Raw genomic sequence first — 14964 nt, forward strand, 5'->3', positions numbered from 1 at the left:
CAACTGTTGTTCTTTCAAGGGCGGCCATGACTCCTTACCTCAACCTGGCTGGGAGCAACCCCAACCCATCTTCGAGTTCTATGGATCACAACACATCCAGTTCAAACCAGCGTGATAATCGTTTTCAGGATCGAAGGATTAAGCGGTAATCATTATCATTTTCTCGTTTAATTGTGTGACTTTCATTTACTCTCAGGTCGGCGAACCTCCATTTGCTGTTAGACCTGTCTCAGAAGTGAATGTTCGATGATGGCAACAGTCTTGAAATGTGCATGCCCAGACTGCAACTGCGAAGCTGGCGGTTCGTCTGCTGTACAAAGAAATGGCCAAAGTTTTTGTTCTGATGCTTGCGCCAATGGGCACCCCAACGATGAGCCTTGTCATGATGCCGCGGGCGCTTGTGGTTGTCGTTGTGGCGGATAGTTCGCCAGTCTGTACTTGATTGCCGCGGTGAGCCTGGGGTCTGTTGTCAGGAACGAGAGTGATAACCATTATCGTTTTTAACACTGTTATGTAACTCTCAGCCATTTTTCAGTTACTCAAGATCATTCGGCTGTTAGGACGATTGAAGTCGCGATTAAGTCGATGTGCTGCAACAACCCCAATGCTGAACATCACAAGAATCAGTCTGGTGACACAAAAGCTCCTGCGAAGTGAGCTAACTCTTCAAGGTCAAAGTCCGGGACCTTCCCGTGCCTTAAAAGGAGGTCCTTTCTTGAAGCCTTGAATCAAATCATGCCCCTTCTTGCAAGGGGCATGATTTGATTGGGTCAAAGTCCATTGGTGCTTGCAAGGCCTGACCCAATCAACTCGGGAGCTGACCTTGCTTGAATAGCCCTTATGGGTAACAAGCCGTTTTTTCAAGCCAACATTCACTCGCCGGGAACGGGAGTGGCGTTGATTGTGATTGCCATCACTCTGATTCCGGTTGGTGTGGCCTCCCTGGCTCAGCTCAGTTGCTTCGGCAGGCCCAGTTCAGAATCTGCCGCCTGGTCGATTGAGCGCATGAGTGCCTGTCATGGCGGCTGAATGGAGTGGCCTGGTGCTCCAAAGCCAACCTCAGCCCGGCTCTGTGGTTGAGACGGCAAGGTTCAGTGATGTTTGATGCTTAACGTCGTCCAACCCAGTGGGTATCCCTATCCACTGGATTGGCAAACGCCCGAAAGCTCGACGCAAATCGGACTTTGACTATGACGACTGCAGTGATCCCTCTGTGGGTCGCCAATCAGAAAGCTGACCCAAGGCAAAAAAAAGACCCATTGGGTCTTCAGTGGGTGTGAGGAGTTGGGAATCTCGGTGAGGAGAGCCAACTACAAGAGGTATAGCCACCGCTGTGTGGTTCGGTGCATTTAAAACACACCTGGTTGTATTTGCACGGAAAGTTCCGTCGTCACCATGACGTCCAATCCAAAGGCCTCATCGCGAGTGCCTGCTTGTCTCGAAATGGAGCTTGAATCTCAAGTTCGTGACAACGGATACAAGAACACCTACTCCGAGGTGATGATCTCTAAACTTGTTGTATTGGGTCCGGTGATGGGGATTATCCGACATTCCAAGTTGAACCACTACTAACACTGTGGTTTTTTATTGGCGTCGACGAGATAGTGCAATCACAAAAAAAGAGGTTGGATTGCTCCAACCTCAGATCCATCTCGAACTGTGCTGATGATGCCAGTTGCTTGATCGGATGCAAGTCGAGCTTGGTGTAGATCGAAAAGATCGTGCTGAAGCGAAGCTTCATCGCTTTCTTTTTCGGCGATTCGCCTTGCGCGTTCCTCCGTATCTGTAGCCCGATTGGGTAGCAATTCTTGTCCAGCACTTTGCACACACAAGAGTCCACTCTCTGGTTGCTTCGCTGCGCACCCGGTAGTGCACAGAACCGAGACATTCACAGAGCTCACAACACAACCCTGGTTCGGAATGGATCACCGGCCCAGCGCTCCATCTCGCCAGGGATAACGCCCATGCTTGATCAATATGTCGCGGTTTCGCCGCGCCACATCGGCCGTTGCGATATCAACCCATCTCTCCATAAGAGGGATGGCCTTGTTCACCGTCTCGAGGCACTCGGCGTGCAACAGGGGCATTAACCAGAACTGTCGACGTGCTCTCTGAGGCTCAAGCTCCAACCAACGTTGATCCAGTGCCAGGTGGCTCAAGCGCTGTGCATGGAGATCTCCCTGAAAGGCACGGGCTTGCTTACGCCAGATCTGTCGAGAGAACTGATCGAGTAACAACACGAGCGCTAAACACGACGTCTGGCTGACTTCCCAGTCGATCAACCCCTGCTCCTGGGCAGCTTCCGCTAGCGATCTGAATCGTTCACTCACAGAACGATCAAATTCGCTGTCATGCCGAAACCATTGCCAGGGCCTGCAGTCTTCAAACCAGAAGCGAAGGATGTCTTCCGCGAGAGGGAGTTCCTCAGCCGGCATCGCGGACCCGTTTTACGGCAAGACCTGCTTCCGCTGCGGTGATGCCAGCCAGCAACAGAAGACCCAGCAGACCCACCAGCTGATTCTGCTGTTCCGCATCAGCTGCGGCCCCCTGCGCCAGAGCAGCACCGGCAACAAACCAGATCGTCGCAAGAGCGGATGTGATCCAGTAGGCCTTCCAGCGACGCTGATAGAGATAGCCAGCACCGAGGCCCGGCAACACATTCAGCAGCACGGCCACCCAGCCCGCTGATGCGGCGAGAACCTGGTCACGGTTGGGGAAGGTCATGACTTCTGGTGACTGTGAACTCATGGCTTGTTTTGATTAGCCGCATAGGCCACGGCTCCACCTGCCACCAGGGTGAGCAGACCGGTGCTCAACAAAAATCCCGTGAGCATGATCAAGCCGAGCACAGAGCCGAGCAATGACATCTTTACTCGCAGCAGCTTGGATTTGATCAACAGAATTAGTAACAGTGTCACTGTGGCCTTGAGACCGGCAATCTTCGCGGCGCTGATTGGACAGAACGGAACAAAGGGAGGGAGCATTGAACTGGACCTGCACGAGGGTGCGACCGTGTCACTCTGTCGTTTCAAAGGCGCTGCTGTGGATCAACCTCTGCGATGGCGCGAGCTTCTGTGCCGTCGATTGTTCCAGCTCCTGCTGGTGTTGACCATGATCGTCACAGCTGAGCTGCCGGTGTCAGCGACCTGGATTTGTGATGGTGACCGCCTCACCGCGGAACCCATTCAGCTGGGTCGTGACGCTTTCGGTGCTACGGCTGAGCCGATCCCCAACAGTGCTGACGGCACCGTTCCTGGGGATGTAATCCTGCTCAGTTGGCGGGGCGTCACCCTGCAATTACCTCGTACCAATAATGCTGGGGCTCCCAGTTACACCGATGGTCGCTGGTGGTGGCAAGTCGAGGATCCTGAGCAGCCTGATTTCCGCCAACGCAAGGGGGGGATCGTGAGTTATGCCTGCAGCCCTGAAGAATGAACCCGTTGAGTCAGGCCGCAGGCGCTAACCCCTGTACGAGTGAGTACTCATAGGCCGCAGCCGCCAAGAGAAACACTCCGATCACACCAATCAGCACTCGACCGTCAATGCGTTTCAAGGTGAGCTTGTCTGCTGAGCAGAACCAATGGAGACTCAAGCTAGGGGTGATGCCGTTGATGAGCTACAACTCGCCCGCTCGTCGTCGTTGTTCCTCCTCTTCGAATCGGTCAGTCTCCACCAGGGTCCAGCCGTCATCTCGAAGCATGGAGTTGATCACCTGGTCGCGATAGTCGACTTCCAGAGCACCATCAACTCCAAAGGCGACCATGACCTTGCCACGATCAGCGATCAATTCCTCGCGGTAGATCTCGTAAAGGTCGGGGTTTTCGATCAGGCTTGGATCGGGCTTGCCGTCGAGTCGCCACAGCCACTGGTACAGGAACGGTTTGTATCTCGACTTGGTTTGCACGATGGACATGAGCTGATCGAGCTTCAGCAGGTCGCACCGGGTTTGAGCATCCCAGATCTGCTCATCACTCAGGGCTTCTGAGTTCTGCTTGCAGTGATCGAAGAGGGCTTTGAGGAACTGCTGAGCTGTGTACTCAAGGCACCGTTCAGCAGGAGCGATACCCTCCTGTGCCAGATAAACCATTCGGTTTAGGTCGTTCTGGCTGAAGCTTCCCTGTAGTGCATAAGTGGCTGCAGCTTTGCGAATGTCCCAGAACAAGCCGGTGTTCTCAGCGCAGGCACGGGTGATGAAGTCATCAAAAAGTCTCTGATCATCGGCAGTGATGTGAATTGAGAGGGCGTGCACCGCTGAAGCGAATTCTTGGTCCAGCCGATGATCGAAATTCTGCTGATGGGATCGATAGAGATCGCTGCTGCGCCAGTCATTGAGGTCTCCCACCCAGCCCGCGGGTGGAGCTGGATCCCTGAATAGCTGAAATCTCTCTTTGCCCTCCAGGCTCCAGTTGTAAGCCGATAAATCCTCAGCTTTCACTCCTTCAACCAGGTGGATATCGTGACCCTGGCTATTGGAAATCAGACGTACCACCGCCAAAGTGCTGCGCGGCAGGTCAAGGGTGTCAATGGCAATCACCCCTGTCCCCTCGCTGGACAATTCGATCAGCGTGCCGTTGGCGCTGTGGCTGAAGCTTTGTAGGCAGCTTTCCGGTCTGCGATCGCTGCGAATCTTCCTCGTGATTGGATCAATGACGATCGAATACGACTCGATCGGTGCTCCCTTGATCCCGTTCGGTCGCCACGAGCTTTCGTCTGAACGGCAGATCACGACCACCCGATTATTCAGCTGGTGCGTCAAGTTCCCCATCCCGAGGGCTGGCACCTTAATCGTTTCGATCAGAGTCCAAAGCAAGTCGGGTTTGCTGTCTGTTGAATTGCCGCCATGAGCTGAGCATCCTGCGCTCTGATCGTTGGGGCTTCAACTCGACGATCCGCGTGCCATGGTCTTGACGATCATCAAAAAGAAACCCCCGCCGCAGGCAGGGGTTTTGAAAACTCTGCGGGAGTGTGTCCTTGTTTCCACCCCGTGAGCATTTCTCCTCACCGATTCAAGCTAGCCACTTGAGTGAAACTGTGCCAGTTACCGTTCAGCCAGTCCGTTGAATGACACAAGTCACGGCGCTTCGTCATGCCGTGGGCTTGCCTCGAGGTGGCCTGCAGCTGCTGAATCCTGGCCATCTGGCCTTGGTTCGCCAAGGGCTGGAACGGGCGCTGCGAGTCCTTGCCGCCTGTGCCTCAAGCCACGAATCCTTGTATAAATCTTTGCTCTTGCTTCAGCGTGCTTCCTTGGACGGGATCCCGCTAACAACAAGGAGGGGCAGCGGGATGCCCCTTTTTTACTGTTCAGCGTGGAAGACTGACTGGCCCACTGACGGGTCGACTGACAGAACTGTCCGACGACATAGCCCTCTTTAGGCAGTTGCTTTCACCACGAAGGTCATCACCATGACGGCAAGTGCAACCGTGCATCCGAATAGGGGGAGCGACAGGTGCAGTTCTTTCATGGGGCTCCTTGCGGTTCCTGACTATGGACGCTTTTTTTCTTTTCGACGATTAAGGCTTAATGCCTATTTCTCAATCCCGGCTCGAGCAATGTCCCCAGGGATTGCCCTTGTCACATCAGCCAGAATCATGCGATGAAGCGCAATTGGAGTGACATCGAGCCGCATTGGCTGCGACTGAGCAACAGGACTGCGTTTGACCTCAGTGCCGAGTGCGTGGTGATCGATCAGCAGAACGAAGTCATGCAGACGACTCTTTCAGGCCTCTCGACTCATCTCAGAGTTTCGTCGGCGATGTCGAGTCCACTGGTGAAACAGTTCATTGCTCTTGCGAAAGAACGGGGAGCAGAGAAAGCCATGCACAAAATGCTGATGAACTCCGGAGAGGAATTCGCTCAGTTGTGGAAGGAGGCTCAATCAGACTTGCAGAGAGGAGCCATTATGACGATGGATGATGTTGTTGAGGCTGTTGCAACCGCAAAGAAAGGCTATGACGAATCCCCGAGACGAATCCTGGTTATTCAAGTGAATCAGCGCGATTGTGATGTGCTCTTGGTTGGGCCACCCGATGACGACGAGTCAGATTCGTGGAATGCCTAAGAATTGATCATCGTGCTTAGGACAACCCATTCCAATAAAGACGATTGCAGTGATCGCAAAGCTACGGGTTAAGTCATGGGCATCAATGACATCGGCGCATCAATTCAATTGCTGAAACAATGTGTGACTTAATTAGATGTGGCAACGTCGGTGTTTGATCAGCATCAGTAAACGACGTTGGGTTGCAAGTCTTTGCTCTGGCAGTTGTTCGTCCAGGGGTGGAACTCCGCTCCAGCATGGCGAACAGAACATATGGCCATGGCGAATCCAATACGTTTCCATCGAGCCTCCAACGGATTGACTACAGATGAGGCATTGAAAAGGCTCGTGCATCATTAACTCAGACCAGCGACCTGTCATGCGACAGTGCTCTTCTTTCTTGATGACGTCTGTTCAGAATAAGCGTCTTGTTTGGTTGGTGAATCCTCTGGCGACATTGGTGTGTCGAACCAACGCCTCTTGCCGCCGATCACAATGTAATCGTCGTCACTTTTTTGATGCTTGCTTGGCATAGAAACACTTCTGATTGGCTAATCGTTGCGAACCTGTGTTTGATTGCCAGACTCCTTAACCAATTTTCAAATACAGTTGCGCCAGTCGTTATGCCATGGCGTCCTTCAATCAAGATCTATCGAGATGACCAAGCTCCCCACTGATGCGCTTGGTAGCAACATCAGCACTGCTTGATGGATTCAATGCTGAAAAACTCCGCGCTATTCGATTTCTGGGCGTCTCCGCCCCGCATGGATGGTTGCAACTTCTGTGATCTCCTCAATCACTAAGTGCTTTCTCCAGTCTTGTGAGCCATTCAATAATTCATCGAGCTCCTCGGCTGTCATCTTTTTGTCTAGGCCTCCGAGAGTTCCCTTGATCGCGCATTTAATGATGATCTCTTGCTCATACGTCATGATTAGAAGGTTGCTATCTTTAGCGTGCTCAATGAATGAGCATTGGCTTGAGATCTGTGGATTTATTCACCATCTGAATTTTTGAATGGGTTTGGCATCGCCTCGAAGTTTCATTAACTCATCGGCAAAAACAGGTTTGTCAGCGTCTGGCAGATCAAACACGTAGCCGATGTATTGGATCTCTTTCTTCTCACAGAATCGATTGGTTGTTGCACCCTTGTATTCGATACTCTCGAGGTATCCGCTTGGCTCAAGGGTGAATGCAATGCCTTGGCGAGCCCAGTTTTCGCATGCTTTCTCTGCTTGTAACACTGACTGATAGTTGTTGTCGCATGCCGTCAAGCTGCTCACTACGAACGCTAGAAAAATTGGAAGAGTTTTCATTGCGTTGAGCTGAGCGTGTGCTTCTTACTGATCAAGCCTAGTTCTTTGGAAATTCTTGAATGGGAGTTGGCATCTGACTGTGATTCATGTCTTCTGGCCTCTTGGCAAGTCTTATTCCCTTGTCGTTCTTGTCTGTTTCGTCTGACGTTGCGTCGTGTTGTATTGCTGCAGTGAGTGACTGTTGTGTCCAGTTTCCGCAGGCTTGATGCCTTCTTCCCTAGAACGATCTATGTCTTTTGGGTCTTTGAAGCCTGTCCGTGAGCCAGCCTTATCCATCTATTTTGATGCAGGGATCTCAGGTCTCTCGGGCATCTGCCGCCATCGGGTCACCTCACCGCTTGGCCAAAGGTTGGTCACACTCCCAGTTGAAACAACCGCTTTCTGTCATGCCAATGGATGTCGATGAACTTGCATGATCCCCGCTTGATCCTGGTTGCTTGGGCCGTTGTGGCTGTTGCCTCTGCACTGCGCTTCTGGCGGCTTACAGGTCCGTTCCGTTCCAAACTGAAGGCTCAGCAGCGGTTGGAATCGCTCGACCCTGATCAGGTGCGCGCCTCACTTGAACGGTCCTGGCTTAAGAGCGACACTCGTAACCATCGCTGAATAGCATCATGGAATGGCCAATTCGATGTCATCTCAGCAGTTGGAGCGGGAGCTGAACCACGCTCGCGAAATGGGTCGCTGGCTGAGTGACGACGAACTTGAGCAGCTTGAGCATGAGCAGCTGTTGATCCGACAAGAGCAGGCGCAGCACTCACAAAGACGTCTGAAGCTTGGCCTTTTCACCGTCGTCTGTGTGCTGATTCCACCCCTTTGGCCTGTTGCTCTGGGGTTGAGCCTTCATCTTCTCTTCCCCCAGACATTCCGACGACTGCTTTGGTTCGCCGGGGGGAGTGTGTTGTTGCTGACTCTGTTGGCTGCTGGCGTCAGTATCGCCGTTGTGTCGTTGCTTTGGATGTTGATCAGCTGAAGTTAGAGATTGAAGATCAACCAGGCCAAAGAACATCCCAAAAGCAGTGCGAAAATGCCCAGGAGAAACCTCCAGAAGCTTGGGTCGTTGGGCTCAAACAAAATTTTTTGGGTTGTCAGGTCAGCCTGATCGATCCATTGTCAACCTGCTTGAGCAGGTCTCTGCGCAACTTGAGATCTTGGTCGTCGAGATCCTTCAGCGTGAGCACCGATCGGTAAGCATCTTCGGTGATGCAGCTATGCAGCTTTGCGTTCAGGTAAAGCTCAACCATGGATGAACCAATCTGAGAAAACCCTAATCGTGCTGGTCAGCCAGTTGTGGGGCTCAGAAGGTTCATTGGACACTGAAAACAGGTGATTTTTAGGCAATGGAGGCCAAGACTGGCGGCATCATCCATTCGGCGCCATGAGTGGAGGCATGTCCTGTTTGAGCACCCAGCAGGTTGCCGCTTTCTGGGTCTGCCAGGCCTGCATGAGTTGTCTGGCTAAGTGACGAAGCTGTTCCGGGTCCTGGGTTGTGTCGAGAGCACGATTGAACTGCTCGATCTGAAATTGCTGCTCGGTGGTGAGTTGGATGCTGCCTTTCATGTCGATCACCAGTGCGGAATGGCTGCAAGGTATCGGGATCATTCAAACGTTTTGTTGCAGATCACACGGTTCCCCAGGTTTTTCAGTGATCCCTCGCTTAACAGCCTGGGCTGCCGCAAGTGTGTCGTCAGGCTCTGCCAAGGCCCAAAAACACCACCACGAGGATGACCAGCAAGACCATCAGGATCACCAGACCGCTTCGGCAAGAGTCCTCCACATTCTTTTCATCTCAAGCACAGAGTCATTGTTCTGGAGTTCATGGACTCGGGCCTGTCGGTCGCTGATTTGAGCACAACCCTCAGTGGAGAAAAAACATGGAGTTGTTGGCAGTCATCAAGGGAAGCGGATTTCGAACTGACTAATCATTTCCATTGGTCCATGCATTACTCGTCAATTGTTGGCATGAATCAGCGTCGTTAAGTAGATGTCGATCCAGTTCAATGGCTCATGAGGAACCTCATTGATTGGTCTGTTTGATTACACTTTCGGGTGAATCATGACCTGTTGTGTCTCAAGTCTTACTGAAACCTTAAGCTCCGCTGAAAAAGAGCTGATTCGGTCTTCATCGCAATCACCGCTTCGTTAGGTTCTTGTCAACTTATGGCGACAAGCCCGCCTCAGTCAGCAAAGGAGCCAATTCCATGGCAAATGAAAAGACCGCGAAGCCCAAAGATTTCATTGTTGTGGGTGGAAGGCGTCGCTGGTTTTCTGTACTGGATCGGGATGAGCGCTTTAGTGAGCTTCAACAACGGGTGATGCAGGAGCGAGACCTTTCCATCCCTGAACGACCTCCAGAAATCAGCTGATGACACTCTTCGATGTGCAGATTGTGCGTTCATCAACGATCGACGACTGCTTCAATCCCGATTCGCGAGCGATCAGTGTCAAGACCAATCCGAATTGCAGATCAATGTTGAACTAATGCTGTCTTGCCCTCCTGGCGAGGCTTTTAGTGCCTGACGCAATATCTCAAGCTCTTCACTCTGATCATGAACTTAGGGCTCATCAGCTTTGATTAGCCAGCCAGCGCGTTGCTGGTTCGTTGACGATGTTGATGGAGTGTGACTCCCGATCTCTCAGGGTTGTTGTGGCCATGTTCATGTGCTCTGGCTAATACGAAGCGTCGACCAGCCCGGTTGGCATCTTCCACGGACCGGTAATTGCCCACATGGGTGTAATCGAGGCCATCGCTGGTTGCTGACACCGAAAACAGGTTGTTGGTCACGCGCTGAACGCTCCAGTGCATGAAGCAGGACGGTGCCGAATGATGCAGAGCCATACCACGTCAGAAACCGAATGTGTTCAAACTATGACCAATGCCTGGAGCCAGTTCAGCAGCTTCTTAAATCTCAAATAAGTATTTATTTTTCCTAAAGAATTATACTTCGATTGGCTGGAGCCTGGTCAATTTTGCGTGATGGTGTTGGCGTCGATCCTGTCTGCGTCGCGGGACTTCATCTGATCAGGTTGGATCAGAGTCTCGAATTGCTGGCCAGTTGCCCTAACTTTTGAATTGGTTTTGTGACTTTTCGTGCTCGTTAGCGCTGATGGGTAGGCAGCGAAGAGAGCGATCGGGTGTTGTCTCTGGGGTTCGCCCTCGCGATCGCCCCGTGAAAACCTGTCCGGTCTGTGGCCGGCCTTTTCAGTGGCGCAAGAAATGGAAGGACGTCTGGGATGAGGTGCGCTACTGCTCCGAGCGCTGCAGGCGTCAAAAAAATCCCCGATCACTGATCGGGGAGTCAGAAGCCGGTGATTGAAAGTCCCCAACACCCGGCCCTGGAATGGGGTCGCCGCGGCTGATGCCGCCTCCCATTCACCCTTCTACCAATAGGTCTGGTGTGCGTCTTTGCGCAAGCCCCATATCTAGCGCCATCGAGCGAGCGGATGGGCTTTGCGTTGGCCCCTCTGTCGCAGTGTGTCTTCGCTCGGAGTTGTCGGCCACTACATGTGGCGTGAGTTCATCGTGCCGTTTTGAGTCGGTGCGCGTAGATCACGTGAATGCGGCTGGAACGATTGATCTGAGTCATCATGTTGTTTGAAGCATTCATTCAGGCGGCTCATCTCCGCCGAGATGTATTCATAGAAGTCATGTTTGAGTTTATCAATGTTATGATTTTGCCAGTGATGTTGATCGTGTATTATGCGATTCAGCGTCTTGTTGTACATCATAGTGCTATGGAACTGAAGGTGCTGATGCACTATCTGATAGTGGAATCTATGCACAAGCATGCTCACGATTTTGATGACTGATTGCATGCTGTCTCGGGCATCATTGCCTGGGCTGTATCTCTTTGTTTGATTGGAATATCTCAGCTCGATCTCAGGAAAAGGAAGAATCAAATGATGGGTGTCATTCTTTAAGGTAGATATAGAGGTGTCACGCAATGGTGAGCTCGATTTGTTGAAGCGGGGCCTGCCTCTTGTCACTACCTGGATCAGTCTCTTTTTCATCACGGCTGCCTGCAATAGCTCGACTCGGCTGGGGGCTCCCAGTGTGGGGGATCCTTCTCAGCAGGGTCGTGGCTCAGATCGTTCGGCTCAGAGCAGTCGCCCCAAGGTGCTGACGACTTTCACGATCCTCGCTGACATGGCCCGCAATGTTGCTGGCGACAGGCTGCAGGTGGAGTCCATCACCAAGCCCGGGGCGGAGATTCATGGTTATGAATTCACGCCCAGCGATATCGAGCGCGCTGCCGGTGCCGATCTGATTCTTGAAAACGGACTCGGTCTTGAACTCTGGGCCAGGCGTTTCACGGAAGCGGCAGGTGATGTGCCCTCGGTGACGCTCACTGATGGCATTGAACCGCTCTTGATCGGAGAGGACGCCTACGCCGGTCGCCCCAATCCGCATGCCTGGATGTCTCCCAAAGCTGCCCAGCATTACGTCGACCGCTTGGTTAAGGCTTTTTCGACGCTTGATCCCGAGGGTGCGCACCAATACGAGGCCAATGCAGAGGCATACAAAGGTCGTCTTCAGGAACTGGATGCGGAGCTGCGCAAGAGCTTGAAGGTTCTGCCTGCTGGTCAGCGCCTGCTCGTGACCTGTGAAGGCGCTTTCAGTTATCTGGCGCGCGATTACGACCTTGAAGAGGCCTATCTCTGGCCCGTCAACGCAGAAAGTCAGATCTCACCACGTCGCATGGGCCGGTTGATTGAACGCGTGAAGCGAGATCAGGTCCCTGCCGTGTTCTGTGAAACCACTGTCAGTGACAAGGCCCAGCGCGAGGTTGCCAGGGCATCTGGCAGTCGTTTCGGCGGCAGTTTTTATGTTGATTCCTTGTCAGATCGCAACGGTCCTGCCGCCACCCTGCTTGATCTGCAGCGCCACAATGTGAAACTCATTCGAGCAGGGCTGGGTTCCGCCGCCGATCCAAAGCCATGACGATTCGGATCGCAGCCGATCAGCTCTGCGTTGATTACAACGGCTCCGTTGCGCTTTACGACGCGTCGCTGACGCTGCCTGCCGGTTGCATCTGCGGAATGGTGGGGATGAACGGAGCTGGTAAAACCACCCTGTTCAAAGCACTCACCGGCTTTGTTCGTCCGTCCCGGGGACAGATCCGCATCAACGGACTCAAGGTGGCTGAAGCTCAGCGGGAGCAGGCTGTGGCCTATGTACCCCAGAGCGAGGGTATCGATTGCGATTTCCCTGTGTCTGTCTGGGATGTGGTGATGATGGGCCGCTATGGCTCCATGAATCTGTTGCGCATTCCTCGCCAGTCCGATCGCCTGGCGGTCCGTAATGCGCTCGAGCGGGTGGAACTGCTGGATTTGAGAGATCGCCCCCTTTCTTCGTTGTCCGGTGGTCAGCGCAAGCGAGCATTTCTGGCCAGGGCGATTGCCCAGAGAGCTTCTGTTCTGCTGCTCGATGAGCCATTCAGTGGCGTTGATGTGCGCACTGAAAAGCTGATGGCGGAATTGTTTCTGCAATTGCGTAAGCAGTCCTGTTCGATCCTGATCTCGACTCATGACCTCAGCCATGTGCGTGATTTCTGTGATCTGGTGGTGCTGATCAATAAGACCGTGCTGGCCTACGGAGAAACATCGGAGGTCTTCACTCCGGAAAATCTCTCGCAGGCCTTTGGTGGTCTTCCACCTGATGTGCTGCGGGGGCAGACCCAGTGATCTTCACCGTCTGTCGGATGGCCTGTTTGCTGAAACAGCGCACGTATCAGAGGGGGCACAACATTGCCTGACGTCCTGCTGGAGCCTCTGCGTCATGACTTCATGGTGCGAGCGCTGATGATCAGTGCACTTGTTGGCGGAGTCTGCGGTTTGCTCTCCTGCTACATGACGCTGAAGGGATGGGCCCTGATGGGTGATGCCGTATCCCATGCCGTTCTTCCCGGTGTGGTGTTGGCCTATGCCCTGGGATTGCCTTTTTCCTTGGGAGCCTTTGTGTTCGGTGTGGGATCGGTGGCCACCATCGGTTTCGTGAAGCAGAAGTCGCGCATCAAGGAAGACACGGTGATTGGCCTTGTTTTCACAGGCTTCTTCGCTCTTGGTTTGGTGCTGGTCTCCAAAACGCGCAGCAATATCGATCTCACTCAGATTCTGTTCGGCAACGTGCTGGGGATTTCCGCGGCTGACATCCAGCAGACCTGGATGATCTGCCTTGTCGTAGTGGCGCTGCTGCTGCTGTTCCGACGTGATCTGCTGCTGTTCTGCTTCGATCCCACCCATGCCCGCTCGATCGGGATCAACACCGGTTTCCTCCATTACCTGCTGCTGTCGGTGTTGTCGCTTGCGGCGGTCGCCGGCCTGCAAACCGTTGGCATCATCCTTGTGGTGGCCATGTTGGTGACACCGGGTGCGACGGCCTACCTTCTCACTGATCGCTTTGATCGCATGACCTGGCTGGCGATCGGCAGCAGTGTGCTGTCCAGTCTTCTGGGCGTTTATCTCAGCTACTGGACCGACAGCTCCACGGCTGGCTGCATCGTTCTGGTTCAGACCGGTCTTTTCCTGCTGGCGTTCCTGCTGGCGCCGCGTCACGGAATCCTCTGTCGACCGTCCTCCTGAGGCTTGGCCCCGTTCCTGTGCACATCAACGCTCTCTAGCTAAATATCTCTTAGTAACGACATTCCTATGACTTTATTGCGACGTTCATCAGTTGCCGCTGCCGCTGTTGCGGTCTCATCCCTTGTTGGTGCGCAGGTTCAGGCCAAGCCTGTGGTTCAGGTTTTCAACACTGCAATCACTGAAGCTGAAGTCAATCAAATTCAAGAAGGTTGGTGCGATGCTCTGCTGGCCATAAGTGCCGCTTATCAGAACGGTGGCTATGACGCGGCCAAAGCCAAAGCTGCTGCCGTGATCGACACGGCGTATGCCTACAACTACGGGCCTGTGGCGTTTAAGCCCACCTATGCCACAGGACCAGACACGTTCCGAACAACCCGCGATGGGGCTCTGGCTTACTTCGTGGGACCCGATCCTTCGATCCCCCTCTTCCGTGGCAAGAAGCTGGGATTCGCCACCTATCGCCACTGGGTCAAGTGCGAGATCAAAGACGAAGTGGTGCAGCTGTTTGGTAACACTGCAAACACCATGGGTCAGGTGATCGTCACTGATGCCGAAGGACAGACGGCGGCTCCTGAGAAAACCTGGACGTTCATCCGTGAAATGGATGGCTCGGTTCGCATCGTGCTGCATCACTCGTCCGCACCATTTGATGCTCGCTAGTTCGTAAAGGGCTGCACAGAGGCTTGGATGATGTTGGAGAATGTTAGAAACACATCTGCGTTGTCCAGCCTGATGCTCCTCACCAACCGACCCGTCGTTAGGGGTTCCCTGGTCGCACTGGCCGCACTCACACTCGTGGGAGCACAATCAGCCCGGGCCCACCATGTCCCAGGCGATGACCACACCGGCACCCTGCTGTCTGGTCAGTCCACGACCAAGACCACTGCACAGGGCAAAAAAGCCATGTTCAGCACTCAAGCTGAGGCTGAAGCAGCTGCCCCAGGCTTCAATTGCACGGGCGCTCACAAGATGGGCAATCAGTGGATGCCCTGTTCAGCGCATGGTCACGGCGCTCACTGATTGCGCTGGCCGCC

Annotated in this window: 22 protein-coding genes; 14 read left to right on the forward strand and 8 right to left on the reverse strand. The window is 53.5% G+C overall.

Features of this window, described 5'->3' with window-relative positions:
- Positions 1–249: 249 nt before the first annotated feature.
- Together SIB42_RS08550 and SIB42_RS08555 are read left to right on the forward strand one after the other, a co-directional pair.
- Positions 250–423: a conjugal transfer protein TrbI gene (locus tag SIB42_RS08550; RefSeq protein WP_074160790.1), complete on the forward strand. Its 174-nt coding sequence runs from the start codon at positions 250–252 to the stop codon at positions 421–423.
- A 417-nt stretch (positions 424–840) separates the two neighbouring features.
- Positions 841–1029 (forward strand): hypothetical protein, encoded by a 189-nt coding sequence (locus SIB42_RS08555; protein WP_067098312.1) that lies wholly within the window; start codon positions 841–843, stop codon positions 1027–1029.
- An 896-nt stretch (positions 1030–1925) separates the two neighbouring features.
- Here the strand turns inward: SIB42_RS08555 and SIB42_RS08560 are convergent.
- From SIB42_RS08560 to SIB42_RS08570, 3 genes are read right to left on the reverse strand one after another with little or no spacing between them, the layout of a single operon-like run.
- Positions 1926–2435: a DUF924 family protein gene (locus SIB42_RS08560; RefSeq protein WP_067098306.1), complete on the reverse strand. Its 510-nt coding sequence runs from the start codon at positions 2433–2435 to the stop codon at positions 1926–1928.
- Positions 2425–2724: a hypothetical protein gene (locus SIB42_RS08565; RefSeq protein ID WP_067098442.1), complete on the reverse strand. Its 300-nt coding sequence runs from the start codon at positions 2722–2724 to the stop codon at positions 2425–2427. The genes SIB42_RS08560 and SIB42_RS08565 overlap by 11 nt, the downstream gene beginning before the upstream one ends.
- Positions 2725–2744: 20 nt before the next feature.
- Positions 2745–2984 carry a hypothetical protein gene (locus SIB42_RS08570; protein ID WP_067098303.1) on the reverse strand — a complete coding sequence of 80 codons (240 nt, stop codon included), beginning with the start codon at positions 2982–2984 and terminating at the stop codon, positions 2745–2747.
- On the opposite strand from SIB42_RS08570, the gene SIB42_RS08575 reads away from it, so the two are divergent.
- Positions 2926–3435, forward strand: coding sequence for a hypothetical protein (locus SIB42_RS08575; RefSeq protein ID WP_413328700.1), 510 nt, complete (start codon positions 2926–2928; stop codon positions 3433–3435). The genes SIB42_RS08570 and SIB42_RS08575 overlap by 59 nt on opposite strands.
- 181 nt (positions 3436–3616) lie before the next feature.
- Here SIB42_RS08575 and SIB42_RS08580 read toward each other — a convergent pair whose 3' ends face one another.
- Positions 3617–4780 carry a hypothetical protein gene (locus tag SIB42_RS08580; protein WP_231856501.1) on the reverse strand — a complete coding sequence of 388 codons (1164 nt, stop codon included), beginning with the start codon at positions 4778–4780 and terminating at the stop codon, positions 3617–3619.
- Positions 4781–5675: 895 nt separating this feature from the next.
- Between SIB42_RS08580 and SIB42_RS08585 the strand changes: the two genes are divergently transcribed.
- Positions 5676–6059 carry a hypothetical protein gene (locus SIB42_RS08585; RefSeq protein WP_197459933.1) on the forward strand — a complete coding sequence of 128 codons (384 nt, stop codon included), beginning with the start codon at positions 5676–5678 and terminating at the stop codon, positions 6057–6059.
- 974 nt (positions 6060–7033) lie between these two features.
- Here SIB42_RS08585 and SIB42_RS08590 read toward each other — a convergent pair.
- Positions 7034–7351, reverse strand: coding sequence for a hypothetical protein (locus SIB42_RS08590; protein ID WP_067098291.1), 318 nt, complete (start codon positions 7349–7351; stop codon positions 7034–7036).
- A 408-nt stretch (positions 7352–7759) separates the two neighbouring features.
- Here SIB42_RS08590 and SIB42_RS08595 point away from each other — a divergent pair, with 408 nt between their 5' ends.
- Both SIB42_RS08595 and SIB42_RS08600 read left to right on the forward strand, forming a co-directional pair.
- Positions 7760–7954, forward strand: a complete 195-nt coding sequence (locus SIB42_RS08595) for a hypothetical protein (protein ID WP_413327815.1) — start codon at positions 7760–7762, stop codon at positions 7952–7954.
- Positions 7955–7967: 13 nt separating this feature from the next.
- Positions 7968–8321 carry a hypothetical protein gene (locus tag SIB42_RS08600; protein ID WP_067098286.1) on the forward strand — a complete coding sequence of 118 codons (354 nt, stop codon included), beginning with the start codon at positions 7968–7970 and terminating at the stop codon, positions 8319–8321.
- 115 nt (positions 8322–8436) lie between these two features.
- On the opposite strand, the gene SIB42_RS08605 is transcribed toward SIB42_RS08600, so the two are convergent.
- Both SIB42_RS08605 and SIB42_RS08610 read right to left on the reverse strand, forming a co-directional pair.
- Positions 8437–8592 (reverse strand): hypothetical protein, encoded by a 156-nt coding sequence (locus SIB42_RS08605; RefSeq protein ID WP_197459932.1) that lies wholly within the window; start codon positions 8590–8592, stop codon positions 8437–8439.
- Between the two features lie 118 nt (positions 8593–8710).
- Entirely contained in the window at positions 8711–8950 is a 240-nt protein-coding gene (locus tag SIB42_RS08610; RefSeq protein WP_231856500.1) for a hypothetical protein, read from the reverse strand.
- A gap of 599 nt (positions 8951–9549) precedes the next feature.
- Here SIB42_RS08610 and SIB42_RS08615 point away from each other — a divergent pair.
- The gene (locus SIB42_RS08615) at positions 9550–9714 is read left to right on the forward strand and encodes a hypothetical protein (protein WP_156485289.1); all 165 of its coding nucleotides are present in this window, start codon (positions 9550–9552) and stop codon (positions 9712–9714) included.
- 209 nt (positions 9715–9923) lie between these two features.
- Here SIB42_RS08615 and SIB42_RS08620 read toward each other — a convergent pair whose 3' ends face one another.
- Positions 9924–10187, reverse strand: coding sequence for a hypothetical protein (locus SIB42_RS08620; protein WP_067098281.1), 264 nt, complete (start codon positions 10185–10187; stop codon positions 9924–9926).
- A gap of 268 nt (positions 10188–10455) precedes the next feature.
- Between SIB42_RS08620 and SIB42_RS08625 the strand changes: the two genes are divergently transcribed.
- The 7 genes from SIB42_RS08625 to SIB42_RS08655 all read left to right on the forward strand — a co-directional run bounded on the left by SIB42_RS08625 (position 10456) and on the right by SIB42_RS08655 (position 14950).
- Positions 10456–10665, forward strand: coding sequence for a DUF2256 domain-containing protein (locus SIB42_RS08625; protein ID WP_074160786.1), 210 nt, complete (start codon positions 10456–10458; stop codon positions 10663–10665).
- Positions 10666–10936: 271 nt separating this feature from the next.
- Positions 10937–11158: a hypothetical protein gene (locus SIB42_RS08630; protein WP_067098278.1), complete on the forward strand. Its 222-nt coding sequence runs from the start codon at positions 10937–10939 to the stop codon at positions 11156–11158.
- Between the two features lie 244 nt (positions 11159–11402).
- Entirely contained in the window at positions 11403–12290 is an 888-nt protein-coding gene (locus SIB42_RS08635) for a metal ABC transporter substrate-binding protein (protein WP_067098438.1), read from the forward strand.
- A gap of 2 nt (positions 12291–12292) precedes the next feature.
- Positions 12293–13033: a metal ABC transporter ATP-binding protein gene (locus SIB42_RS08640; RefSeq protein ID WP_067098436.1), complete on the forward strand. Its 741-nt coding sequence runs from the start codon at positions 12293–12295 to the stop codon at positions 13031–13033.
- A 102-nt stretch (positions 13034–13135) separates the two neighbouring features.
- Entirely contained in the window at positions 13136–13930 is a 795-nt protein-coding gene (locus SIB42_RS08645; protein WP_067098433.1) for a metal ABC transporter permease, read from the forward strand.
- Between the two features lie 75 nt (positions 13931–14005).
- Complete coding sequence (locus SIB42_RS08650) at positions 14006–14590, forward strand: hypothetical protein (protein ID WP_231856499.1); 585 nt, start codon at positions 14006–14008, stop codon at positions 14588–14590.
- A 72-nt stretch (positions 14591–14662) separates the two neighbouring features.
- Positions 14663–14950: a DUF3721 domain-containing protein gene (locus SIB42_RS08655; protein ID WP_067098430.1), complete on the forward strand. Its 288-nt coding sequence runs from the start codon at positions 14663–14665 to the stop codon at positions 14948–14950.
- The last annotated feature ends 14 nt before the right edge of the window (positions 14951–14964 follow it).

It is taken from the genome of Synechococcus sp. MIT S9508 (genome assembly GCF_047303045.1).
Classification (GTDB): domain Bacteria; phylum Cyanobacteriota; class Cyanobacteriia; order PCC-6307; family Cyanobiaceae; genus Synechococcus_C.

Coding starts and splice junctions, on each gene's coding strand:
- SIB42_RS08550 (WP_074160790.1), top strand. CDS start 250: ATGGCAACAGTCTTGAAATGTGCATGCCCAGACTGCAACTGCGAAGCT.
- SIB42_RS08555 (WP_067098312.1), top strand. CDS start 841: ATGGGTAACAAGCCGTTTTTTCAAGCCAACATTCACTCGCCGGGAACG.
- SIB42_RS08560 (WP_067098306.1), bottom strand. CDS start 2,435: ATGCCGGCTGAGGAACTCCCTCTCGCGGAAGACATCCTTCGCTTCTGG.
- SIB42_RS08565 (WP_067098442.1), bottom strand. CDS start 2,724: ATGACCTTCCCCAACCGTGACCAGGTTCTCGCCGCATCAGCGGGCTGG.
- SIB42_RS08570 (WP_067098303.1), bottom strand. CDS start 2,984: ATGCTCCCTCCCTTTGTTCCGTTCTGTCCAATCAGCGCCGCGAAGATT.
- SIB42_RS08590 (WP_067098291.1), bottom strand. CDS start 7,351: ATGAAAACTCTTCCAATTTTTCTAGCGTTCGTAGTGAGCAGCTTGACG.
- SIB42_RS08600 (WP_067098286.1), top strand. CDS start 7,968: ATGGCCAATTCGATGTCATCTCAGCAGTTGGAGCGGGAGCTGAACCAC.
- SIB42_RS08605 (WP_197459932.1), bottom strand. CDS start 8,592: ATGGTTGAGCTTTACCTGAACGCAAAGCTGCATAGCTGCATCACCGAA.
- SIB42_RS08610 (WP_231856500.1), bottom strand. CDS start 8,950: ATGATCCCGATACCTTGCAGCCATTCCGCACTGGTGATCGACATGAAA.
- SIB42_RS08615 (WP_156485289.1), top strand. CDS start 9,550: ATGGCAAATGAAAAGACCGCGAAGCCCAAAGATTTCATTGTTGTGGGT.
- SIB42_RS08620 (WP_067098281.1), bottom strand. CDS start 10,187: ATGGCTCTGCATCATTCGGCACCGTCCTGCTTCATGCACTGGAGCGTT.
- SIB42_RS08625 (WP_074160786.1), top strand. CDS start 10,456: ATGGGTAGGCAGCGAAGAGAGCGATCGGGTGTTGTCTCTGGGGTTCGC.
- SIB42_RS08630 (WP_067098278.1), top strand. CDS start 10,937: ATGTTGTTTGAAGCATTCATTCAGGCGGCTCATCTCCGCCGAGATGTA.
- SIB42_RS08645 (WP_067098433.1), top strand. CDS start 13,136: ATGGTGCGAGCGCTGATGATCAGTGCACTTGTTGGCGGAGTCTGCGGT.
- SIB42_RS08655 (WP_067098430.1), top strand. CDS start 14,663: ATGCTCCTCACCAACCGACCCGTCGTTAGGGGTTCCCTGGTCGCACTG.